The 17958-nt window shown below is 69.8% G+C and carries 13 protein-coding genes; 2 read left to right on the forward strand and 11 right to left on the reverse strand.

Going from position 1 to position 17958, the window contains the following annotated elements:
• Window positions 1-2: 2 nt before the first annotated feature.
• From ABT078_RS33035 to ABT078_RS33045, 3 genes are all read right to left on the reverse strand, one after another.
• On the reverse strand, window positions 3-968 hold the full coding sequence (locus ABT078_RS33035) for a glycosyltransferase family 2 protein (protein WP_351234335.1): 966 nt from the start codon (window positions 966-968) through the stop codon (window positions 3-5).
• A 127-nt stretch (window positions 969-1095) separates the two neighbouring features.
• Window positions 1096-3777, reverse strand: coding sequence for a YfhO family protein (locus ABT078_RS33040; protein WP_351234337.1), 2682 nt, complete (start codon window positions 3775-3777; stop codon window positions 1096-1098).
• 256 nt (window positions 3778-4033) lie between these two features.
• The gene (locus ABT078_RS33045; RefSeq protein ID WP_351234339.1) at window positions 4034-4936 is read right to left on the reverse strand and encodes a ScbA/BarX family gamma-butyrolactone biosynthesis protein; all 903 of its coding nucleotides are present in this window, start codon (window positions 4934-4936) and stop codon (window positions 4034-4036) included.
• 159 nt (window positions 4937-5095) lie between these two features.
• Here ABT078_RS33045 and ABT078_RS33050 point away from each other — a divergent pair, with 159 nt between their 5' ends.
• The gene (locus ABT078_RS33050; protein WP_351234341.1) at window positions 5096-5782 is read left to right on the forward strand and encodes a ScbR family autoregulator-binding transcription factor; all 687 of its coding nucleotides are present in this window, start codon (window positions 5096-5098) and stop codon (window positions 5780-5782) included.
• Window positions 5783-5966: 184 nt separating this feature from the next.
• On the opposite strand, the gene ABT078_RS33055 is transcribed toward ABT078_RS33050, so the two are convergent.
• From ABT078_RS33055 to ABT078_RS33065, 3 genes are all read right to left on the reverse strand, one after another.
• Entirely contained in the window at window positions 5967-6737 is a 771-nt protein-coding gene (locus ABT078_RS33055; RefSeq protein WP_351234343.1) for an SDR family NAD(P)-dependent oxidoreductase, read from the reverse strand.
• A gap of 153 nt (window positions 6738-6890) precedes the next feature.
• Window positions 6891-9149 carry an ATP-binding protein gene (locus tag ABT078_RS33060; protein WP_351234378.1) on the reverse strand — a complete coding sequence of 753 codons (2259 nt, stop codon included), beginning with the start codon at window positions 9147-9149 and terminating at the stop codon, window positions 6891-6893.
• Between the two features lie 216 nt (window positions 9150-9365).
• Window positions 9366-10943: an aspartate aminotransferase family protein gene (locus tag ABT078_RS33065; protein WP_351234345.1), complete on the reverse strand. Its 1578-nt coding sequence runs from the start codon at window positions 10941-10943 to the stop codon at window positions 9366-9368.
• A gap of 207 nt (window positions 10944-11150) precedes the next feature.
• On the opposite strand from ABT078_RS33065, the gene ABT078_RS33070 reads away from it, so the two are divergent.
• The gene (locus ABT078_RS33070) at window positions 11151-11696 is read left to right on the forward strand and encodes a flavin reductase family protein (protein WP_351234347.1); all 546 of its coding nucleotides are present in this window, start codon (window positions 11151-11153) and stop codon (window positions 11694-11696) included.
• A 192-nt stretch (window positions 11697-11888) separates the two neighbouring features.
• Here ABT078_RS33070 and ABT078_RS33075 read toward each other — a convergent pair whose 3' ends face one another.
• From ABT078_RS33075 to ABT078_RS33095, 5 genes are all read right to left on the reverse strand, one after another.
• Window positions 11889-13061: an acyl-CoA dehydrogenase family protein gene (locus tag ABT078_RS33075; RefSeq protein WP_351234350.1), complete on the reverse strand. Its 1173-nt coding sequence runs from the start codon at window positions 13059-13061 to the stop codon at window positions 11889-11891.
• Between the two features lie 40 nt (window positions 13062-13101).
• Complete coding sequence (locus ABT078_RS33080; RefSeq protein ID WP_351234352.1) at window positions 13102-13509, reverse strand: YybH family protein; 408 nt, start codon at window positions 13507-13509, stop codon at window positions 13102-13104.
• 102 nt (window positions 13510-13611) lie between these two features.
• Window positions 13612-15042 (reverse strand): flavin monoamine oxidase family protein, encoded by a 1431-nt coding sequence (locus tag ABT078_RS33085; protein ID WP_351234354.1) that lies wholly within the window; start codon window positions 15040-15042, stop codon window positions 13612-13614.
• A 301-nt stretch (window positions 15043-15343) separates the two neighbouring features.
• Entirely contained in the window at window positions 15344-16963 is a 1620-nt protein-coding gene (locus tag ABT078_RS33090) for an MFS transporter (RefSeq protein ID WP_351234356.1), read from the reverse strand.
• Window positions 16964-17124: 161 nt separating this feature from the next.
• Window positions 17125-17889: an SDR family oxidoreductase gene (locus ABT078_RS33095; protein ID WP_351234358.1), complete on the reverse strand. Its 765-nt coding sequence runs from the start codon at window positions 17887-17889 to the stop codon at window positions 17125-17127.
• Window positions 17890-17958: the final 69 nt, after the last annotated feature.

Below are 17958 nucleotides of genomic sequence, written 5' to 3' on the forward strand. Positions count from 1 at the left end.
GGTCAGGCGGCCCTTCCCGCGTCGCGCAGACTCTGGAGCATGGTGCTGCGTCTGGTGTCCATCGTGGCGAGTGTCCGCTCCAGCACCTGCTGCGGCATGCGTTCGAGCGCGTCGGTCACGTTGTGCCTGAGCCGCTTGGCCACGGCCGGCTCGTACTGGTCCGCCTTGGCCATGTGGAAGGCGATCATGGCGCAGTAGGTCCGTACGGCCTTCGGCAGAAAGCGGTCGGCCTCGGCATCCTGGGCCACGTCCTCGAGCAAGGTGTCGTACGAGGCGATGAAGTCCAGCTGTCGGTTGTCCGAGATCTGCGTGAGGGACGTGGTGACGCCGCGCCGGTAGAAGGCGCCGTGCAGCGAGAGTGCCGCGTACGACCTGGCCTTCAGATGCAGGCGCCAGATCCACAGCCGGTCCTCGGCCGTGCGCAGTTTCGTCTCGAACCGCGACGCGCCGTCGGCGAAGAGTTGGCCCCTGTAGATGCCGAACGGGACGAAGGGATAGTCCACCATCGTCACCATGCTGGCGGGGGCGATCCCGTCCCGGGGGTCCATCACCGTGTCGCGCTGCTTGGCCGGCGCGTAGCGGATGCTGCGCGTCCTGCCGGTCGCCAGCACATGGTCGGTACGGGCGAAGTCGCAGCCCAGCCTCTCGATGCCCTGCACCATGGCACGCAGATGGCCGGGGGCGTACCAGTCGTCGCCGTCCAGGAACGTGATGTAGTCACCGGTCGCCGCGTCGATCCCGGTGTTGCGCGCCTGGGCCACACCCCGGTTCGTCTCGTGGCGGATCACCCTGGCGTTGGGAATCCGGCTCTGCCAGCGGTCGAGCACTTCCGGTGTGGCGTCCGTCGAGCAGTCGTCGACCAGCAGGAACTCGAAGTCCGGGTCCGCGTTGCGCGCGAGGCTGCGCATGGTGTCGGGGGCATAGATCCCGACATTGTGGAGCGGGACCACGACGGACAATTTCGGCACACGGATTCCAAACACTCGAACGCCAGTCTTCTCAGCAGGATATGCAGCCCGTTATCCGGCAGGACGAGCCGAATTCGCATTCCAGATGAACTCTTTTAGTCCTGCGAGCAAACCGGGGTCGGCTTCCTCACTCGGCGGCCGCTCCCGAGGGTCTGCGCGAGCGCCGGTGCAGGATTGCGACGGCCACGAGGGAGAGCAGCGCGGCAGCGCCGACCGCGCCTCCCAGACGCAGCCCCGGAGGCCGGAACGTGCATCTGATCGATGTCGTCCTGCCGTCGGCACCCCGGGCCTCGGCGGCCTTGCCGTCGAGCGGGACGGCCAGCATGCCCAGATACCTCTCGGCAGGCGCGGGGGCCGCATCGCCTGCCGCGCACATCCATCCGGAGATCCGCGGAGCGGCAATGACGGCGGTCCCGGTGCTCCGTGCGGGCAGCTCCGCGGAGATGGTGTGGCCGGAGACGTGCACGCTGGTGGCGCCGGTCCCCGTCAGCTGTCGTACGGCCGAGTCCAGCCGTTCCCGGACCAGACACCCGACCGGCTGTCGCGGCAGGACCGGCTTGGCCGAGGGACGCAGATCGATCCGTACCGAACCGGACGCGGGGACGGCGCCGAGGGACTGCATCGCCCCCTGCACGGCGGGCAGCTTGCCGGAGAACGCGACGGGCTGCCGGCCGCTCAGTGCGGCGCTGCCCCGGTACTCGGGCGCCCAGAAGTAGACCTGCGAGCCGACAGGGCACGTGGCCGTCAGCGTGACCGCGCCCTTGGCCTCGCCCGTGCGCTCGAGGTCGCCCGGCACGTCGTACACGGTGGCGCCGAGCAGCAACTCCTGGTTGGCGAAGGCGGAGTCGCCGAAGCGGACGTCCCGGTCCGCGAGCCGCACGCCCGGACGAACGGTGACCAGCGGCGGCACGGCCGTGTCGGTGGAGGTGATCTCGGCCTCGGGGAGCGTGTCCGTCCGTACGGGCGCCGTGGGCGACGAGTGCATCCGGGTGCCGATGGAGAAGATCGCGTCGGTCACCGGGTTGTCCAGGCTGACCGGATGCCGGCCCTTGGCGTAGTAGCCGAAGCCGAGGGAGGCAAGCGTGCTGGTGTAGACCTCAGCGGTCAGGCTGCTGTAGTAGTCGGCGCCCTGTCCGCCGACCAGCAGGACGTCGTTGCCGCCCGGCACCTCGCCGGGGTCGGTGCGGTGCCGCGGCCACGCGTCCTTCTGTTCGGTCGCCCGCGCCATGTCCTCGTGCCAGGGGCCCAGTCGCGGGGCCCAGGAGACGCGCGCCAGCTGCCGCTGCTCGATACGTGCCCCCGAGATCGCGGCCTCACCGGCCTGGGCGACGACGAGGAGGGCGACGGCCACGACCGGCAGGGCCCGGGCGCCGATGCCGTACCGCCTGGCGAGCAGGACGGCCGCGGCGGCCGACAGGCCGAGCGCCGCGGCGAAGGCGAAGGCGGGGTAGGTCCACCGGTCGATGTCCGGGGTGCCGCGGGTCGCGAGGACCAGCACGGCCAGCAGCGCGGCGGCGCCCAGCAGCGCGGGCATCCGGGGCAGTCCCCGGGCCGTGGAGAGCCAGGCCGCGATCAGGAGCAGGCCGCAGAGTACGAAGGTCTGGCGGTAGGGGATGCCGTTGGGCGACGCGCCGGCGTGCCAGAGCAGATGGGTGGGCTCCCACTGCAGGGACAGCGTCACCAGGCAGATCGCGGCCGTCCAGGCGATCCGGACCCGCGGGGCCACAGCCCGGTTGAAGGGCAGGGTGAGAGCCAGCGCGAGGGCCGGGGTGCCGATGTAGAGCGCGGGTGTCGCCACGCTCGACGTTCCAGGCAGGAGCCTGGCCACCACATCCACCCAGCCCGCGGCCGAGAAGGTCACCACGGGAGTCGGGTCCGCCACGCGGGTGCCCATGTAGACGACCACCACGAGCGGTGCGGCGAGGCCGATGCCCACGGCCACGCCGCGCACGGCACGCAGCAGGCCGGCGAGCCGTCGGCGGCCGTCGGCGTCTGCGGTCAGCAGCCGGACCACGAGCACGACGGCCGCGCCGATGGTCGCCATGTACGCGGTGTAGAAGTTCGCGGTCCAGGCCAGTGCCACGACCAGCGGACCCAGCACGGGGCGGCGCCCGGCACGTGCCCACTCGCCGACCAGGCACAGCAGCGGGAAGGCCAGCAGGCCGTCCAGCCACATCGGGACCGTGGCGCCGTAGTTGAAGGTCCAACCGGACAGGGCGTACGCGGCCCCCAGCACGGCGGCCACCGGCCACGGGCCGCGGCGGAGCCTGAGCAGCAGGACGGCCATCGCGGCACCGGCCGCGGTGATCTTGGCGACGGTGATGGCGTACAGGGCGAGTTCGATCCGGTCCGCAGGGAAGAGCACGACCGCAAGGTCGAACGGGCTGCTCAGATACGTGCCGAAGTCACCGAGGAAGTTGGAGCCGAAACCCGAGGTCCAGTTCAGGAACATGTCGCCGTCGGCGCCGCCGAGCAGCAACGTCCGCCAGTACGCGTGGTACGGCAGGTACTGCTGGCCGAGGTCGACGATGTTGCGGGTCGTGGGTCCGAACGGATAGCTGCCGGCCAGCAGTCCGCCGAGGCAGAAGACGACGCAGGTCAGTACGGCGGCGCTGACCGCGGCCCGCAGCCGCACGCCGCGCCGGGACCTGAGCAGGAGACCCCGCAAGCCGCCGACGACGTCCGGGCCGCCCGAGCTGCCGGAGCCGCCGTGCTGCTCGCCCGTGGCCTCGTCCGCCGTCTCGGGTCGCTCGCCTGTGGTCGTCCCGTGCTCGCCTTGGGCGGGCACGGCCTCGGCAGCAGGTGGCACACGTCCTCCGGGGGTGTGGTGCGCGGCGCGCGAAATGCGCGCAGGCCCGTGACCGTGTCGTCGTACGGGCCGTAGGTCATTACCGCCGAACCGGGCGACCCGAATCCGATCGTCAGTCGAATCCTGGGCGCACCGGAGGTGAATGCCCGGTGCTGGCCGGTGAGAGGTGACGGGTGGCCCGGTGGCCCGGTGGCCCTGCGCACCACGAGCCCGCCGCTCACCTGCCGGCAGTGGGCCGGGGCGGGCTCGCGGCGTTTCACGCACGGTAGATGAGCGTCGTCCTGAACGCGGGCCTGTCGTTCTGCACGCCCTTGATCTCGACGCGTGTCACGCCCTCGGCGGCCTCCTGTACGACCTCCGCGTCGATCCAGCATGCGGAGTCGAACTCGACGTAGCGCTCGAAGGTGCTGGCCGTGCAGATCGGCACGATGCCCTCGAATCCGGTGGCGGCGTGGGCGGCCTGGTGTGCGGCCTCGATCAGGGCCAGGCCCGGGACGTGGTCGACCGGGTGGTCGTACAGATCGGTGTTTCCGACGTCCATCCGCAGCTCCCAGCGGCCGGGCCGGTCCGCCGGCGCGAGGACCACGGCGGAGGTGTCGGTGCGTCCCACGGTGGCTGCCGGTACCGGCGCGGGGACGGGTGCCTCGCCCCAGGCGACGGTCAGGTGCTCGCCTCGCAGGCGGCGGTACACGGCGGGTGAGACCCAGCTGAAGTCGACCACCGACTCGAGGACCGTGTGGTCCTCGTGGACCGCGGTGAGTTCGATCCGCATCGACCGCTGGCCGGTGGACTTGCAGGCCAGTTTTACAAACAGGTCGGCCGGTGTTTTTCGGGGAACCCGATAGCCCTCGGCCACGGAGAAGTCCATCCGCTCCATGAGCGTCTGGGACGTCACCGGGACGGCCCGTTCGGCATGCGCGACGACGAGACAACTCTGCCTGATCGTCTGGGTGATGAGCATCGGGTCGTAGTGCGCGTCGTCCGGCGTCTGGGGCCAACGGGCCGTGACCGCATAGGTGTCGCTGCCGAGCGAGGCCCATCCGGTCAGGAGAACGGCCTCCTCCCGGTGCAGGTGCACGTACTCCTTGGGTACGGCGGCCGTGCGCTCCCCCGCGGCCGGCTCCGAGACTTCGGACAGTCCCGATAACGCCGATAACACGCCCGGTATATGCGAGTTGTCACTGCCCCCGGAAGCAATGGCGTCCGACATGATCCCCCCTGGCTTGGTCTGTGGTTGGCTTCGCTAGGACCAACGTGTCTAAGATACCGGGCCGCCGGTCTTTTTCAAGGGACATGTCTTTAACACAGGGAGAACAGCGTGGCGCGTCAGGAGAGAGCCATCCGGACCCGCAGGGCGATCCTCGAAGCCGCGGCGGCCGTCTTCGCCGAGCGGGGCTACGAGGTGGCGACCATCTCCGACGTCCTGGAGCGGGCCGAAGTCACCAAGGGCGCCCTCTACTTCCACTTCCCTTCCAAGGAGGATCTGGCGCGGGGCGTCCTCGACGAGGCGGTGACCACCGAAGGCGTACGCCCCCAGAGCATCAAGCTCCAGGAACTGGTCGACGCGCTGCTGCTCATCGCCTACCGCCTCCCCCGGGAACCCATGCTCAGCGCGGCGCTGCGCATGGCGGTGGATCTGGAGTCCCGCCGGCTCTTCGGCACCCGGTGGCCGGACTGGACCGAACTCCTCGCGGGCCTGCTGAGGGAGGCCCGGGAGCGCGGCGAGACCCACCCGCACCTCGACGAGACGGAGGTCGCCCGCATCATCGTCTGTGCCTGGACCGGCGTTCGCGTGGTGACCGAAGGACTGCCGGAGGAGTACGACCTGCCGCACGAGATCGCCACCATGTTCCAGATGATGCTGCCCAGCATCGCCGTGCCCACGGTCCTCGCCCGGCTGGAGGTCACGTCCGAGCGTGCCACCCGCCTCGTCGCCAACCTGGCCGAGGACCGGCTCAAGCAGGAGTGGGACGTACAGCAGGACACGGGCACGGTCGGGTCATAGGCGGTCGCAACGGTCGCGGGCCGACCGCTGCGACGACCGCTGCGACGACCGCTGCGACGACCGCTGCGACGACATCCAACCGGGATCCGGCCGGAATCACCAGCGGTCCGCGCGGTTTGTTTCAGCGGCCGACGCAGCGTGTTGACCTGTCATGGTGCTGTGGACGGGCCAGGGCACCGACGTGTCAGTGGTTGACGTATCCGCCGTCCACCGGCATGACGACACCGGTCACGTACGAGGCGCGGTCGCTGAGCAGCCAGGCGACCGCCTCGGCGATCTCCTCGGGATCCGCCGTGCGGCCCTGCGGCGTCACCTCGTGGATCGCCTCCTCCAGCCCCGGGTTGCGCCCGAACCAGTCGGCGGTGATCTCGCTGCGCGTCGCGCCCGGGGCCACGGCGTTGACCCGGATCCCCCGGCGTGCGTACTCCTCGGCAGCGGCCTTGGTGAAACCGACGACCGCATGTTTGGACGCCACATAGGGGGCGGCGGCAGGAATGGCGACCAGACCGCCGACGCTGCTGTTGTTCACGATCGAACCGCCGCCGCTCTTCAGCAGCGCGGCGATCTCGGCCCGCAGGCAGTTCCACAGCCCGCGGACGTTGGTGTCGATGATGGTGTCGTAGGTCTCGTCGGCCATCTCGTGCAGCGGCAGCTGGTCGCCGCCGATCCCCGCGTTGTTGAAGGCCCCGTCGATCCTTCCGTGGCGTTCCACCGTGGCTCCGACCGCCCTGCGCACATCCTCCGCGCGGGTCAGGTCGGCCACCACGTACGACGCCTCCGCCCCCTTGTCCTTCAGCTCGGCGACGACCGCCGAGAGCTTCTCCTCACGGCGCGCCACGAGTACGACCGCAGCCCCCTCACGAGCGAAGACATGCGCCGCAGCTGCGCCGATGCCGCTGCTCGCCCCCGTGATCAGAATGACTTTGCCGCGCAGTAATTCGCGTGTCTCGATCATGTGTTCAGTCTGTCATCGGCCCAACACGCCTCGTGCTACAAGCATGTGAAACGTGGCCTGAAAATTCGTGATACGCGCCACTTCAGGTCCGGCCCTCCGTCCGGCCGAGCCCGGCCGTCGGGCCCGGCGCGTGACGGCCTGCACGCCAGGCCCCTAGCCGGCGAGCAGGGACTCCAGAAGCTGGTTCACTCCCGAGTCCGGGGAGCCGGGGTTCAGGGTGATGGTGGCGGCGTGGCGCTTGCCGCCGGCCCAGGCGGGACGCCGCTGGAGTAACCCCGGCCGGGCGCCCGCAATGACGAGCAGGGGCAGTGAGCCCGTGGATTCGGCCAGCGGCTCCAGCAGGTCCAGCAGCGTGTCGTCGGCGTGGTGCACGTCGTTGACGACCACCACCAGTGGCGAGTCCGCGCAGGTCTTCCTCAGGAACTGCCGCCACGCCTCCAGGGTCTCCCGCTCGTCGATGCGGTGGTGGGCGAGGTTGTCGTCCGGGTCGACCAGGGGGCTCAGCCTGGTCCGCAGCCACCGGGCCGACTCGACGTCCACGGCGGCCCGTTCGATGGCCTCACGGAGCTTGTCCCTGACGGCCTCGGAGGAGTCGCCCTCCAGCATTCCGCAGTACGAGGAGAGGATCTCGGCGTGCAGGGCGACAGGGCTCCGCCGCAGCCGGGGCGGCGCGCTCCAGAAGAGGAACTGCCCGGCCTCGGGACTCCGGCTCATGGCCTGGCGCTGAAACTCCGTGAGCACACGGGTCCTGCACCCGTCCGAGTCCGCCAGCACCGTGACCAGGTGCGGCATCGCCCGCCGGCGGGTGCGCTCGAGAATCCCGCGCATCAGGTCCAGTTCGCTCTCGTGCTCCCTGACCAGCGAGGGATGTACGGCGCCTTCGGCCTCCCCGGTCGCGGCCGACTCCACCGTCCGCCACCGGGACGGCGAACCGCTCACCCGCTCGTAGGCGATCGCCGATCCGGTCGCCCGGTACGTCTCGTCGCAGACCTGGATCTCACCCGGGGCCGCCAGGGTCAGCAGTGACTGGCACACGTCCAGCAGCGCCCCGTTGACCGACGGCGGAGCCGACCTGTCCTCGGGCCGGCGTACGAGCGCCTCGCCCGTCGCCACCGCGGTGCGGACGAGCAGGCCGCCCTCCAGAGGGTGCGAGGAGAAGTCGGCAGGCTCCGGGTCCACCTGGAGCCGAAGCGAACGGTGTATGGCTGCCGCTGCCCGCACCGCCCGCTCGGCGCCGTCCTGGTGGTCGTGGCAGACCTCGAACAGCCCGAGCGCCACGGAGCCCATCGAGGCGGCGACGACGCCACCCGACCGCTCGATCTTCTCCTGGATCAGGGTGGCCACGTGTTCGAGGACCTTGTCGACCCGCTCGGCCGGGGCCGCCTGGTACCCGGGTCCCAGCTGGGCGCGTACGAGGACCACGCTGACGTTCTGACGCTCGGCCACCAGGACCGGGCCCGGAGCGGACACAGCCGACTGCGCCAACGCCTCCGCTCCGTTCGACGTGCTCGCCTTGTGCGCCGGGGCCGGCCGATCGGTCCCGTCCAACCCGGTGAGGCTGTCGGCCCGGTCGGCACCGGGGGCACCGGCGGGCTCTTCCGACCGCTCGACGCGCGGCGTCCACGTGCCGCCGGAAATGCGGTCGCGGTGGGTCGCGCGCTCCGGCGCCATGGGCTCCGGCAGCTGCAGCGACGGGTCGTGCGTGAGGATGGCCTGCTGCAACTGCCGCAGTTCGCGGCTCGGTTCCAGACCGAGGCCGTCGACGAGGGCGGCGCGGACCCTGCCGTAGACACCCAGGGCGTCGGCCTGGCGCCCGCAGCGGTACAGCGCACGCATGAGCTGGCCGCACGAGCGCTCGCGCAGCGGCTCGCTCTCGACCATCGATTCGAGCGCTCCGAGGACGGCGAGATGGCGACCGCACGCCAGCTCCGCCTCGAAGTAGTCCTCCTGGACGTCCAGCCGGGCATTCTGAAGAGCCGTCAGTTCCGGCCAGTGGATGCCCGTTTCCGCCAGGTCCGCGAGGACGGGGCCGCGCCACAGGGCCAGGGCGTCCCGCAGGAGCGAGGCCGCCGCCTCCGACTCCCCGGCGGAGAGGGCGGCCCGCCCGTCCTTCACCCACTGCTGGTAGAGATGCAGGTCGACCCGCTCGGGGTCGACGCGCACCAGATAGCCGGGGGCCTGCGTCAGCAGCACCGCCGCCGGGTCGGACCGGCCGTCCGAGGACAGCGCCCGGCGCAGGCCCCAGACGGCGTTCTGCAGGATCTTCCGCGAGGTCGCGGGAGCGTCTCCGACGCTCCACAACGCCCTGAGCAGCCGGCTGGTCGGGACGACCTGATTGGCGTGCAGCAACAGGAATCCCAGTGCCGCGCGCTGTTTGGCGCCGCCCAGCTCGATCGGCCGGTCCCCGGCCACAGCCTCCAACGGGCCCAACACCCTGAAACGCATAGCTCCCCCCAGCTCCCGCGAGTCATCAGTCCCTTCGCACAGTACAAACCGACCAGATGTTTTGTCAAAGCTCCACCCGATGGTCCTGAAGTGCGTACATCGAGGACAATATGCCCCTGAACTGGGGAGACTGTCCAGCGAAAACAGAACCGTACGGTTTGTTTCGCCGTCATTAATGTTCCGTCAGGCCTGCCGACGGATCCGCGTGCACACCTCTCGCAGGGCGCCCTCCACATGGTCGATGTCGGCGTCGGTCAGCTGGACCGAGGGCTCGAACCGCAGCGTGTTCACCGCGCTGGCCGTGGGGAAGGTGCGGATCCGGTGGTCCTGGAGCAGCCAGCCGGCCAGGACATAGCCGAACAGGCCGGCCCGTGCCGGCTCCCGGAGAGCCTCGCTCGCCGCGTCCCCCTGGTCCCGGAACTCCAGGCCGGCGATCAGGCCCCTGCCCCGTACGTCATTGACGACGTCGGGGAAGTCGGCCCGCACCGACTCCAGCGCCGCCAGCAGCCTGCCGCCGACCTCCGCCGCCCGGCGGTAGAGCCGTCCGCCGTCCGCCTCCAACAGCTCCAGCACCTTGAGCGCGATCAGGGTCGAGAAGCCGTCCTTGGCGAAGGTCGAGCTGTGGACCATCTCGAACTCCCGGCGGTAGCGCGCCTCCCGGACGAGCATCACCGACGTCTTGGCGAGACCCCCGCCCATGCTCTTGGCCAGGACGTAGTAATCACCGCGCAGGCCGATCTGCGACCCGGCGAGGAAGGAGCCGGTGCGGCCCATGCCGCTCTGGATCTCGTCGACGATCACCGGGCAGTCGATCTCCGCGCAGATCCGCTGGATCTCCTCGGCGTACGCGCGGGAGACCTCGCGGATGCCGCCCTCGCCCTGAATGGGCTCCAGGACGAAGGCGCAGAAGACGGGGGCGGGCCGCTCGACGGTCCGTACGACCCCGTTCTCGACCACGAGGTCGAGCAAGATGCCGCGCTCCTCGTCGACAGTCTTCCGCAGGGTCTCGGGCTGGTCGAGCGGGACGAAGCGGGCCTGCGCGGCGAGCGCCCTGAACGGCGCCCGGTACCCCTCGTTGTGGGTCAGCTGCACACTGCCCACGAGCTTTCCGTGGAAGGAGCCCTCCGGCGCCAGGAGGACCGGCGGCCGGGAGAACTGCTCGGCGTTCGCGCGGGTGAGTGCGGCAACCAGCTCGTCGAAGTCCGCGACGTCCGCGATGTCCGTCCGTCCCGCACTGCCCGTGCCGACACTGCCGTCAACGCCTGCCGCAACGACCGCACTTCCGCCACTCACGGCGGCGCGCGCCTGCTCGATGTGTGCCGCGATCTCCTCCCCGATCGCCCCGAGCCGCATGACGCGATCCATCTCGGCGTGCTTGACCGCGGCCTCGACGGCCTCCGCCCCGGTGTTGGCGAAGATGGCGTAATACGCTTCGTCCGTGCCGAGTTCGCGGTGGATGATCCGGTTCAGCTCGGCGGCGAGTTCGTTCGCCGGCGAATGCCGGGAGAACTGTGTGAGGACCGGTGTCCGGGCCTCCAGAAGCGACGTGGCGTAGGCGGTGATCTCCGGGTTGTTGTGGCCGAGCAGCAGCGAACCGTAGCCACCGGCCAGGTCCAGGACCGAGAACTCACGGCCGTCCTCGTCCACCGAATACAGGGTGTTGCCCTCGGCCCGGCTGTACTCGATATCAAGGCCGGCCGACGACAGCACCGAGAGCAAATACGGCTCGGCCAACTCCGGTTGTATGGGTCCCGAATTCATGGTGTCCCCTCGTGGACTCTGTGTTCCTGGCGCTCGGGAACCGTAACGGAGCGCTGTCCCGTTTTTCTCTGCGACCGGTCACGCCTGAACCACTGTCCGGCCCGCAGGCGCCCGGTGAGCCCATGGTTACCACTGAGTGCCCCTTCGGAAAGATGTGTCGTGAAGACTGGCGGCAATTGAGATGGTTCCGAATTCAGAAGAGGTGACATGAATTCTGTATCCGCCGGCCCCGATACCGGAACAGTTTCGGTCGCACAGTCCGTGGAGCCCCGGGTGCTGCGGGATGTGATGTCCCAATTCGCCACCGGGGTCGTCGTGATCACCGTCGGCGGCGACCACATTCACGGAATGACCGCCAATGCCTTCAGCTCCGTCTCGCTCGACCCGCCCGCAGTGCTGTGCTGTGTGGCGCACAGCGCGGTGATGCACAGCGCCATCACCGCCGCGGGACGCTTCGCCGTGTCGATCCTCGGAGCCGACCAGCAGGATCTGTCCCGGCACTTCGCCGACAAGAAGCGCAAGCTCGGCCCGGCCCAGTTCGACGGTGTCGGCTGGCGCCCCGGGGCCCGCACCGGGGCCCCCGTGCTGTCGGGCTCGCTCGGCTGGCTCGAGTGCGAGCTGACGGACTCGCACGAAGTGGGCGACCACTCCATCTTCATCGGCCGGGTGCTGGACGCCGGCCGCTCCTCCGACCGCCACGGACTGCTGTTCTTCGGCGGCGCCTACCGGCAGGTCGCGCCCTCCACCGAGTAGGGCGCCCCTCTCTCCTCTCCCCTCGCCCCTCTCGTCGTACCGATGCAGGCGCCCGGCCAGGTTTCCCGGCCGGGCGCTCTGCGTGTGCGGACGGGCCTGGCAGCCTCAGACGGAACGTGCTCCTGCCCGGGTGGAGAGCAGGAGCACGCGGCCGGTCCGGTCCGTCCGTCCGTCCGTGGGTCCGGACGTCGATCAGAGGAACGGGGTCTCCGGGTCGAGGCCGAGGAGCACGCGCCCCTGGACCTCCAGGTTGGTGCTGAGCAGGAGCATGCCGTGGAGGGCGAGGCCCTGGGCGTCACGGTGGAACCGCTGCAGCGGGACACTGCGCTGGATCACCGAGGCGCCACCGGCGTTGTAGAGGATCTCCACCGCCTCCTTCGCCAGTTGGATGGCGAACGCCGCCTTGCCCCGGACGTCGGCCTTCTCGGCGTCCGTCGGTTCCGCGTCGGCCTCGGCGCGCTCCTGGAGGAGCGTCAGGATCTGGCCCTGCAGGCCCTCGGCGGCGGCCAGCTTGTTGGCCGCGGTGGCCACCTGGATCTGCGTGAGGGGGTGCTGGGCCTGGTCGTTCCAGTTGGTGTACGTGATGCCACGGCCCGGGACGCGCTCCAGGAAGAGCTCGTAGGCCCCGCGGGCGACGCCCAGGTACGCCGCCGCGCACACCGCCATGATGTAGGAGAACAGCCGGTACCTGCGGCCCGGCGTCACCTCGGCGTCACGGCCGGGAGTGGTGTTGAAGATGGCGTCGCCGTAGCCGATGACCCGGTACTCGGGGACGAAGACGCCCTTGGCCGTCGTCGTCGACGACCCGGTGGCCGACGCCGACGAGGTGTTCCAGTCGTCTGCGACAGTGAACTCCGACATCGGCAGGATCGCGATCAGCTCCTCGTGGGAGCCGTCCGGCCGCTCGCAGATCGCGGCGGCGATGTTCCAGTCCGCCGCGCGGCAGCCGGAGTTGAACCGCCAGGTGCCGTCGAGGACGTAACCGCCCCCGGCCGGCGTGAGCGTACCGCTCGGGGTGAAGCCGCCGGAGATACGGACGGGCCCGGACCCGAAGATCTCCTCCTGCGCCTTGTCGGGATAGAGCGTGGCCAGCCCGACGGAGGAGACCCAGACCATCGCGAGCCACGCGGTGGACCCGCAGCCGCGACCGATCTCGCTCAGGACCCTGCACTGGTCCTCCACCGAGAAGTCGAGCCCGCCGAACCGACGGGGCATGGCCGTCCGGAAGACACCGGCCTTGTCCATCAGGTCGATGTTCTCGTCCGGGATCCAGCGGTTCTCCTCGGCCCGCTGCCCGTTCTCACGGAGGGTCGGCACGATGTCCCGCACTGCTTCCAGCACGGACCCGACCTCGATGTCAGTCATGAATTCCTTTTCCTCCAGATCGGATGTGGCCCGGTCCGTTTCACACGGGCAGTTCGTCGGCCACGGGACGGTCGATCGCCATCATCCACCTGCCGTTCGGCTCCCGGGTCAGGACGTCGGTGCACGTACCGTGGATCTTCTGCCGCTCTCCCTCGTCATTGGTGATTTCGAGGTTGAAGTCCACGACGACGAGGATGGTGTCGCCCGCGGTGTAGGAGTATTTGATGGTGGAATCCAGGGACGGTCCTGTGGCCAGGAGTTCCTTGATGGCCTTGGTGCGCTCGGGGCCGCTCAACGGCTTTCCGGAGAGATTGGATATCGCGTCGTCGCGGTAGAGCCGGTCGAATGCCGCCCCGTCGCCCGAGTTGAAGGCACGCAGGAAGGCCGCATTCTGAATCTCGCTGTCACCGGTGAGTTCGAGGCTGTAAAGATCAGTGTCCACGGACATGGTGAGCCTGCTCCCAACTTCTTGGAAGATCTTCTTGGCGGATGGGACCGGAACGTGAATGGGACGCTATCGAGATCGGTCCATCATTCGGTCATCACGGCCTCACTGGGCCAGTGCCGCGGCCTGGTCGGCGGCACGGAATCCGGATTCGAGGGCACCCTCGATGAACGATCCGTTCCAGCCCGTCGCGATGTCCGCTCCCGCGAAGACCATCCGGCCGTGCGGCTGCTGGATCGCGGGGAGCTGCTTCAGCAGCTGGCCCGGGCGGCGCAGACCCCAGCCTCCGCGCGACCACTGGTCCTTGTGCCACTCCTGGTACCGGTACGCCACCACGGTGGCGCCGGGTATGTACTGGCGCACGGCGTTCTGGACGGCCGTCTTGCTGGCCACGTCGAGCGAGGGGCCGGCGAAACCGATCATCATCCGTCCGCCGCCGGGCAGCGGGCGCTCCGGAATCAGCATCGGCAGCGGCGAGGTCTCGGTGCCCTGGCCGTAGACGGCGTCGACCTGGCCGCCCAGCTGGATCCAGAGCTTCGTGCCGAGCGGGACTCCGACGCCCTCCTGGGCCGCCGCGGCGTGCACGGACGGCAGGCCCGGGTTGAAGGTGATGGTCTTCCACACGTTGACCGGCACCGCGACGACGACCGCGGCGGCGTTGAACACCTGCCCGCTCGCGGCCTTCACCCGCACCCGGTTGTACTGCTCGGTGATCGCCGTGACGGGCATGCTGAGGCGCACCTTGGCCGTCGATCCCGCGAGCATCTTCTGCAACAGCGCGGTCATGCCGGTGGTGGGCTTGAAGCCCATCTGGTTGTGCCAGCCCTCGATGCTCCAGTTGCCGAGCGCCCACCACTGGGCCAGCGCGGTCAGCGCTCCGCGGGAGTTGTCACCGCCGACGTACGCCGCGGTGTAGCCGGCGAGCCACTTCGTGTCGACGTCGTCGAGGCCGAGCTGCGCGATGCGGTCGCGGAAGGACAGCGGGTCCACGTTCTTCAGCAGATCCTTGCGGTACAGCGGGTCATGGGGGCGTGGGAAGTACTGCTCCGAGCCGGCGAAGAACTTCGTCAGCAGCCCGTCCATGCGGGCCCCCGCCTCGGCGGGCGTGAGGGTCTGGAAGCCGTTCGCGGCCGGCATGACCGAGCTGGTGTTCGCGAGCTCCGGGACGGTCGTGATGCCGTAGCGCTGGAACTCCTTGGTGACGAGCGTGTGGTCGGGGCTGACCCAGCTGCCGCCGAGGTCGATCTGCCGGCCGGCGAACGTGTCGGTCCAGATGCGGCCGCCTATGCGGTTGCGCGCCTCCAGGACCACGACGTTCAGGCCCTTGGCGCTCAGTTCGCGCGCCGCAGTGCCGCCCGCGTACCCGGCGCCGACGACAACGACGTCGGTCATCACGTCATCGGCCGCCCGGCTGGGGCCGGCGGTGGCGACGCCGATCGCCGAGGCGGCGGTGGTCGCGGCGGTCGCCTTGAGGAGCGAGCGGCGCCCGATGGTGCGGGGAGCCGTACTCCGCTCCGAGGAGGTGCGAGAACTCATGACGTCACCTGTTTCCGTAGGTTGCGGGCAGCCGCCTCAGCAAAAGCGGCTGAGTGGTTTGTTTTTGGCCTACGGAAACCTACAGTCGGGCCGGGAACTCGCGGTCGCCCAAAGGTAATTGGAGGGTTTGTCTCCGTCCTTGTGCGGGAAGAACAGGCGTCCGCAACCCGGCATCCGGCCCGCCGCCCGCCCCAGAAACACTCGATCCCGGTGCCGGACCGGGCCTTTGCGGCCGGTCCGGCACCGGGATCGGATCGGCGTCGGGTGTTGCGTGCGCGGCTGGAACGCGCGCGGCGGCTCCCTACCGCTCGGCGGCGGCGGGCTGCGCCGGCCTCACCGTCTCGTCCGCGGCGGCGAGGGGCTCGTCGGCGGGCGCCTCGGGTGCGGTCGAGCCGGTCGGCGGGACATGGCGCAGCATGGTGACCGCGAGGACCGCAAGCGCGGTGACCAGCACCGCGTTGATGACGGCGATGGTGTTGAGCCCGGACGCGAAGGCCTCGCGGGCCGGGGTGATGATCCGGTCGGCCAGCGAGCCGGGCAGGCCCTGGATGGCCTCGAGCGCCTTGGCGAGGGTGTCGCGGGTGGCGTCGGCGACGGAGGCCGGGGTGTCGGCCGGGAGTTCGCCGGTGACCCCGTTGCGGTAGACGGTGGTGCCCAGGCTGCCGAGGGCGGCGATGCCCACCGCCAGACCGAAGTCGCTGCTGGTCTGCTGCAGGGCGGAGGCGGCGCCCGCCTTCTCCTCGGGTGCGGAGCCGACGATGAGGGACACGCTCATCGCCATGATGGGCGCGATCCCGGTGTAGACGAAGCTGAAACCGACGAGGACGTAGGCCAGTCCGCTGTCGGCCGGGTCGGCCTGGGTGAGGATCACGTAGCCGATGGCCGAGAGGATCAGGCCGATTCCGGTGACCGTGCCCGGCCGCAGGCGGCGGGCCAGGACGGGGGCGAGCATCGACGAGCCGATGAGCAGACCGGCGGCGGGGAGCAGCCACAGACCGGCGTGCAGCGGGGAGAGCCCGGCGACCATCTGCAGGTACTGGGTCACGAAGAGGTAGATGCCTCCCATCGCGACGGCGGCGAAGAGCATGACACCCAGGGCGACGCTGAAGGCGCGGCTGCGGAAGAGGCTGAGGTCCAGCATCGGGTCGTCGAGCCGCAGCTGGCGGCGGGCGAAGACGACGCCGAAGACCAGGCCGACGACGACGGCGATCACCGACCCGGACTCCATCCCGTACTTGGCGATCTCCTTGACGCCGTAGACGATCGGCAGGATCGCGGCCAGGGACAGCAGGACACTGACGATGTCGATGCGGCCGGCGTTCTCGTCCTTGTGCTCGGGAAGCAGGACCGGTCCGGTGATCAGCAACAGGACCATGACGGGTACGGCGACGAGGAAGACCGAACCCCACCAGAAGACCTGCAGCATGGCGCCGCCGACCACCGGGCCGAGCGCGATGCCGACCGAGAAGCTGGCGGCCCAGATGCCGATGGCGGTGCCGCGCTCCTTGGCGTCCTGGAACATGTTGGTGATCAGGGCGAGGGTGGAGGGCATCAGGGTCGCGCCGGCGATGCCGAGCAGGGCGCGGGCGGCGATGAGCATCTCCGCGCTGTTCGCGTAGGCGGCCAGCACCGAGGCGATCCCGAAGGCCGTGGCGCCGCCCAGCAGCAGCTTGCGGCGGCCGATGCGGTCGCCGAGGCTGCCCGCGGTGACCAGGAATCCGGCGATCATGAACGCATAGATGTCGATGATCCACAACATCTGGGTGCTGCTCGGCTCGAGTGCGGCTCCCAGATGGGGTACGGCGAGGTGCAGCAGGGTCACGTCGAGGGACAGCAGGATGCTGGGCAGCGCCAGCATCGCCAGCCCTGCCCATTCACGCCGTCCGGCGCGCGGAGTGGGTGAGACAGCATTCGTAGACATGGCAATGGCCTTCCGTCCTCGTGTCCAAGGTGTTCGGGTGTTCCGGCGTTCGCGCGTTCGGGTCTTCGGGTGTTCAAGAGGGTTGCCGGACCCCGCTCGCACGGGGTCCGGCGTGCGATCGGTCAGGTCCTGATCAGGCGCGGAGGGATCGGGCGCGGCAGTCAGTGGGCGGCGCTGAGCAGGCCCTGCGCGAAGCCGCCGTCGACGGGGAACTCGACGTTGGTGGTGAAAGTCGCGTCGGCGGCGAGGAACAGCGCGGCCGCCGCGACCTCCTCGACCGTGCCGTTGCGCCGCAGCGGAGTCGTCTCGTCACCCTGCTTCTCGAACTCGCGGCGCTCCTCGTCCGTCAGTCCGGCGACGCCCATGGTCGGGGTCTTGATGAAGCCGGGGGCCAGCGAGTTCACCCGGATCCTGCGGGGCAGGAACTCCGCCGCGAGTACGTGGGCGAACGCGCGCACTGCGTCCTTCGACGCGGAGTAGGCGCTGATGCCGGGGTAGATGAGGTCGTTGGCGACCGTGGTGAAGACGATCGAGCCGCCCTCGTTGATGAGGGGTGACAGGCTCTGCACCGTGAAGAAGGCACCCTTGGTGTTGACGTTGAAGTGCCGGTCCCAGGACTCCTCCGTCACCTCCTCGAGGCTCTGCACCTCGGCGATGCCGTGGTTCACGAAGAGCCAGTCGACGCGCCCCAGCTTCTCCTGCACGAAGTCGGCGAGGGCCTTGATGTCGGCCATGCTGGCGGCGTCGGAGCGCACGACGTGCGCCTCGCCGGACTTCACCTCGGTCCGCGCCTCCTCGATCTTCTTCTCGTTGCGGCCGGTGAGGACGACCTCGGCTCCTCCCTCGAGCAGTGCCTTGACGATCGCCAGGCCCATTCCGTGCGTCCCCCCGGTGACGACGGCCTTCTTGCCCGCGAACCTGCTCATGGTTGTCTCCCTGTTCACGTGTGGTGCTTGCGATCTGTGACGCCGGGGTCTTCCGGCGGGAGCAACCCT

It is taken from the genome of Streptomyces sp. NPDC002133 (genome assembly GCF_040296405.1).
In the GTDB taxonomy this organism is placed as follows: domain Bacteria; phylum Actinomycetota; class Actinomycetes; order Streptomycetales; family Streptomycetaceae; genus Streptomyces.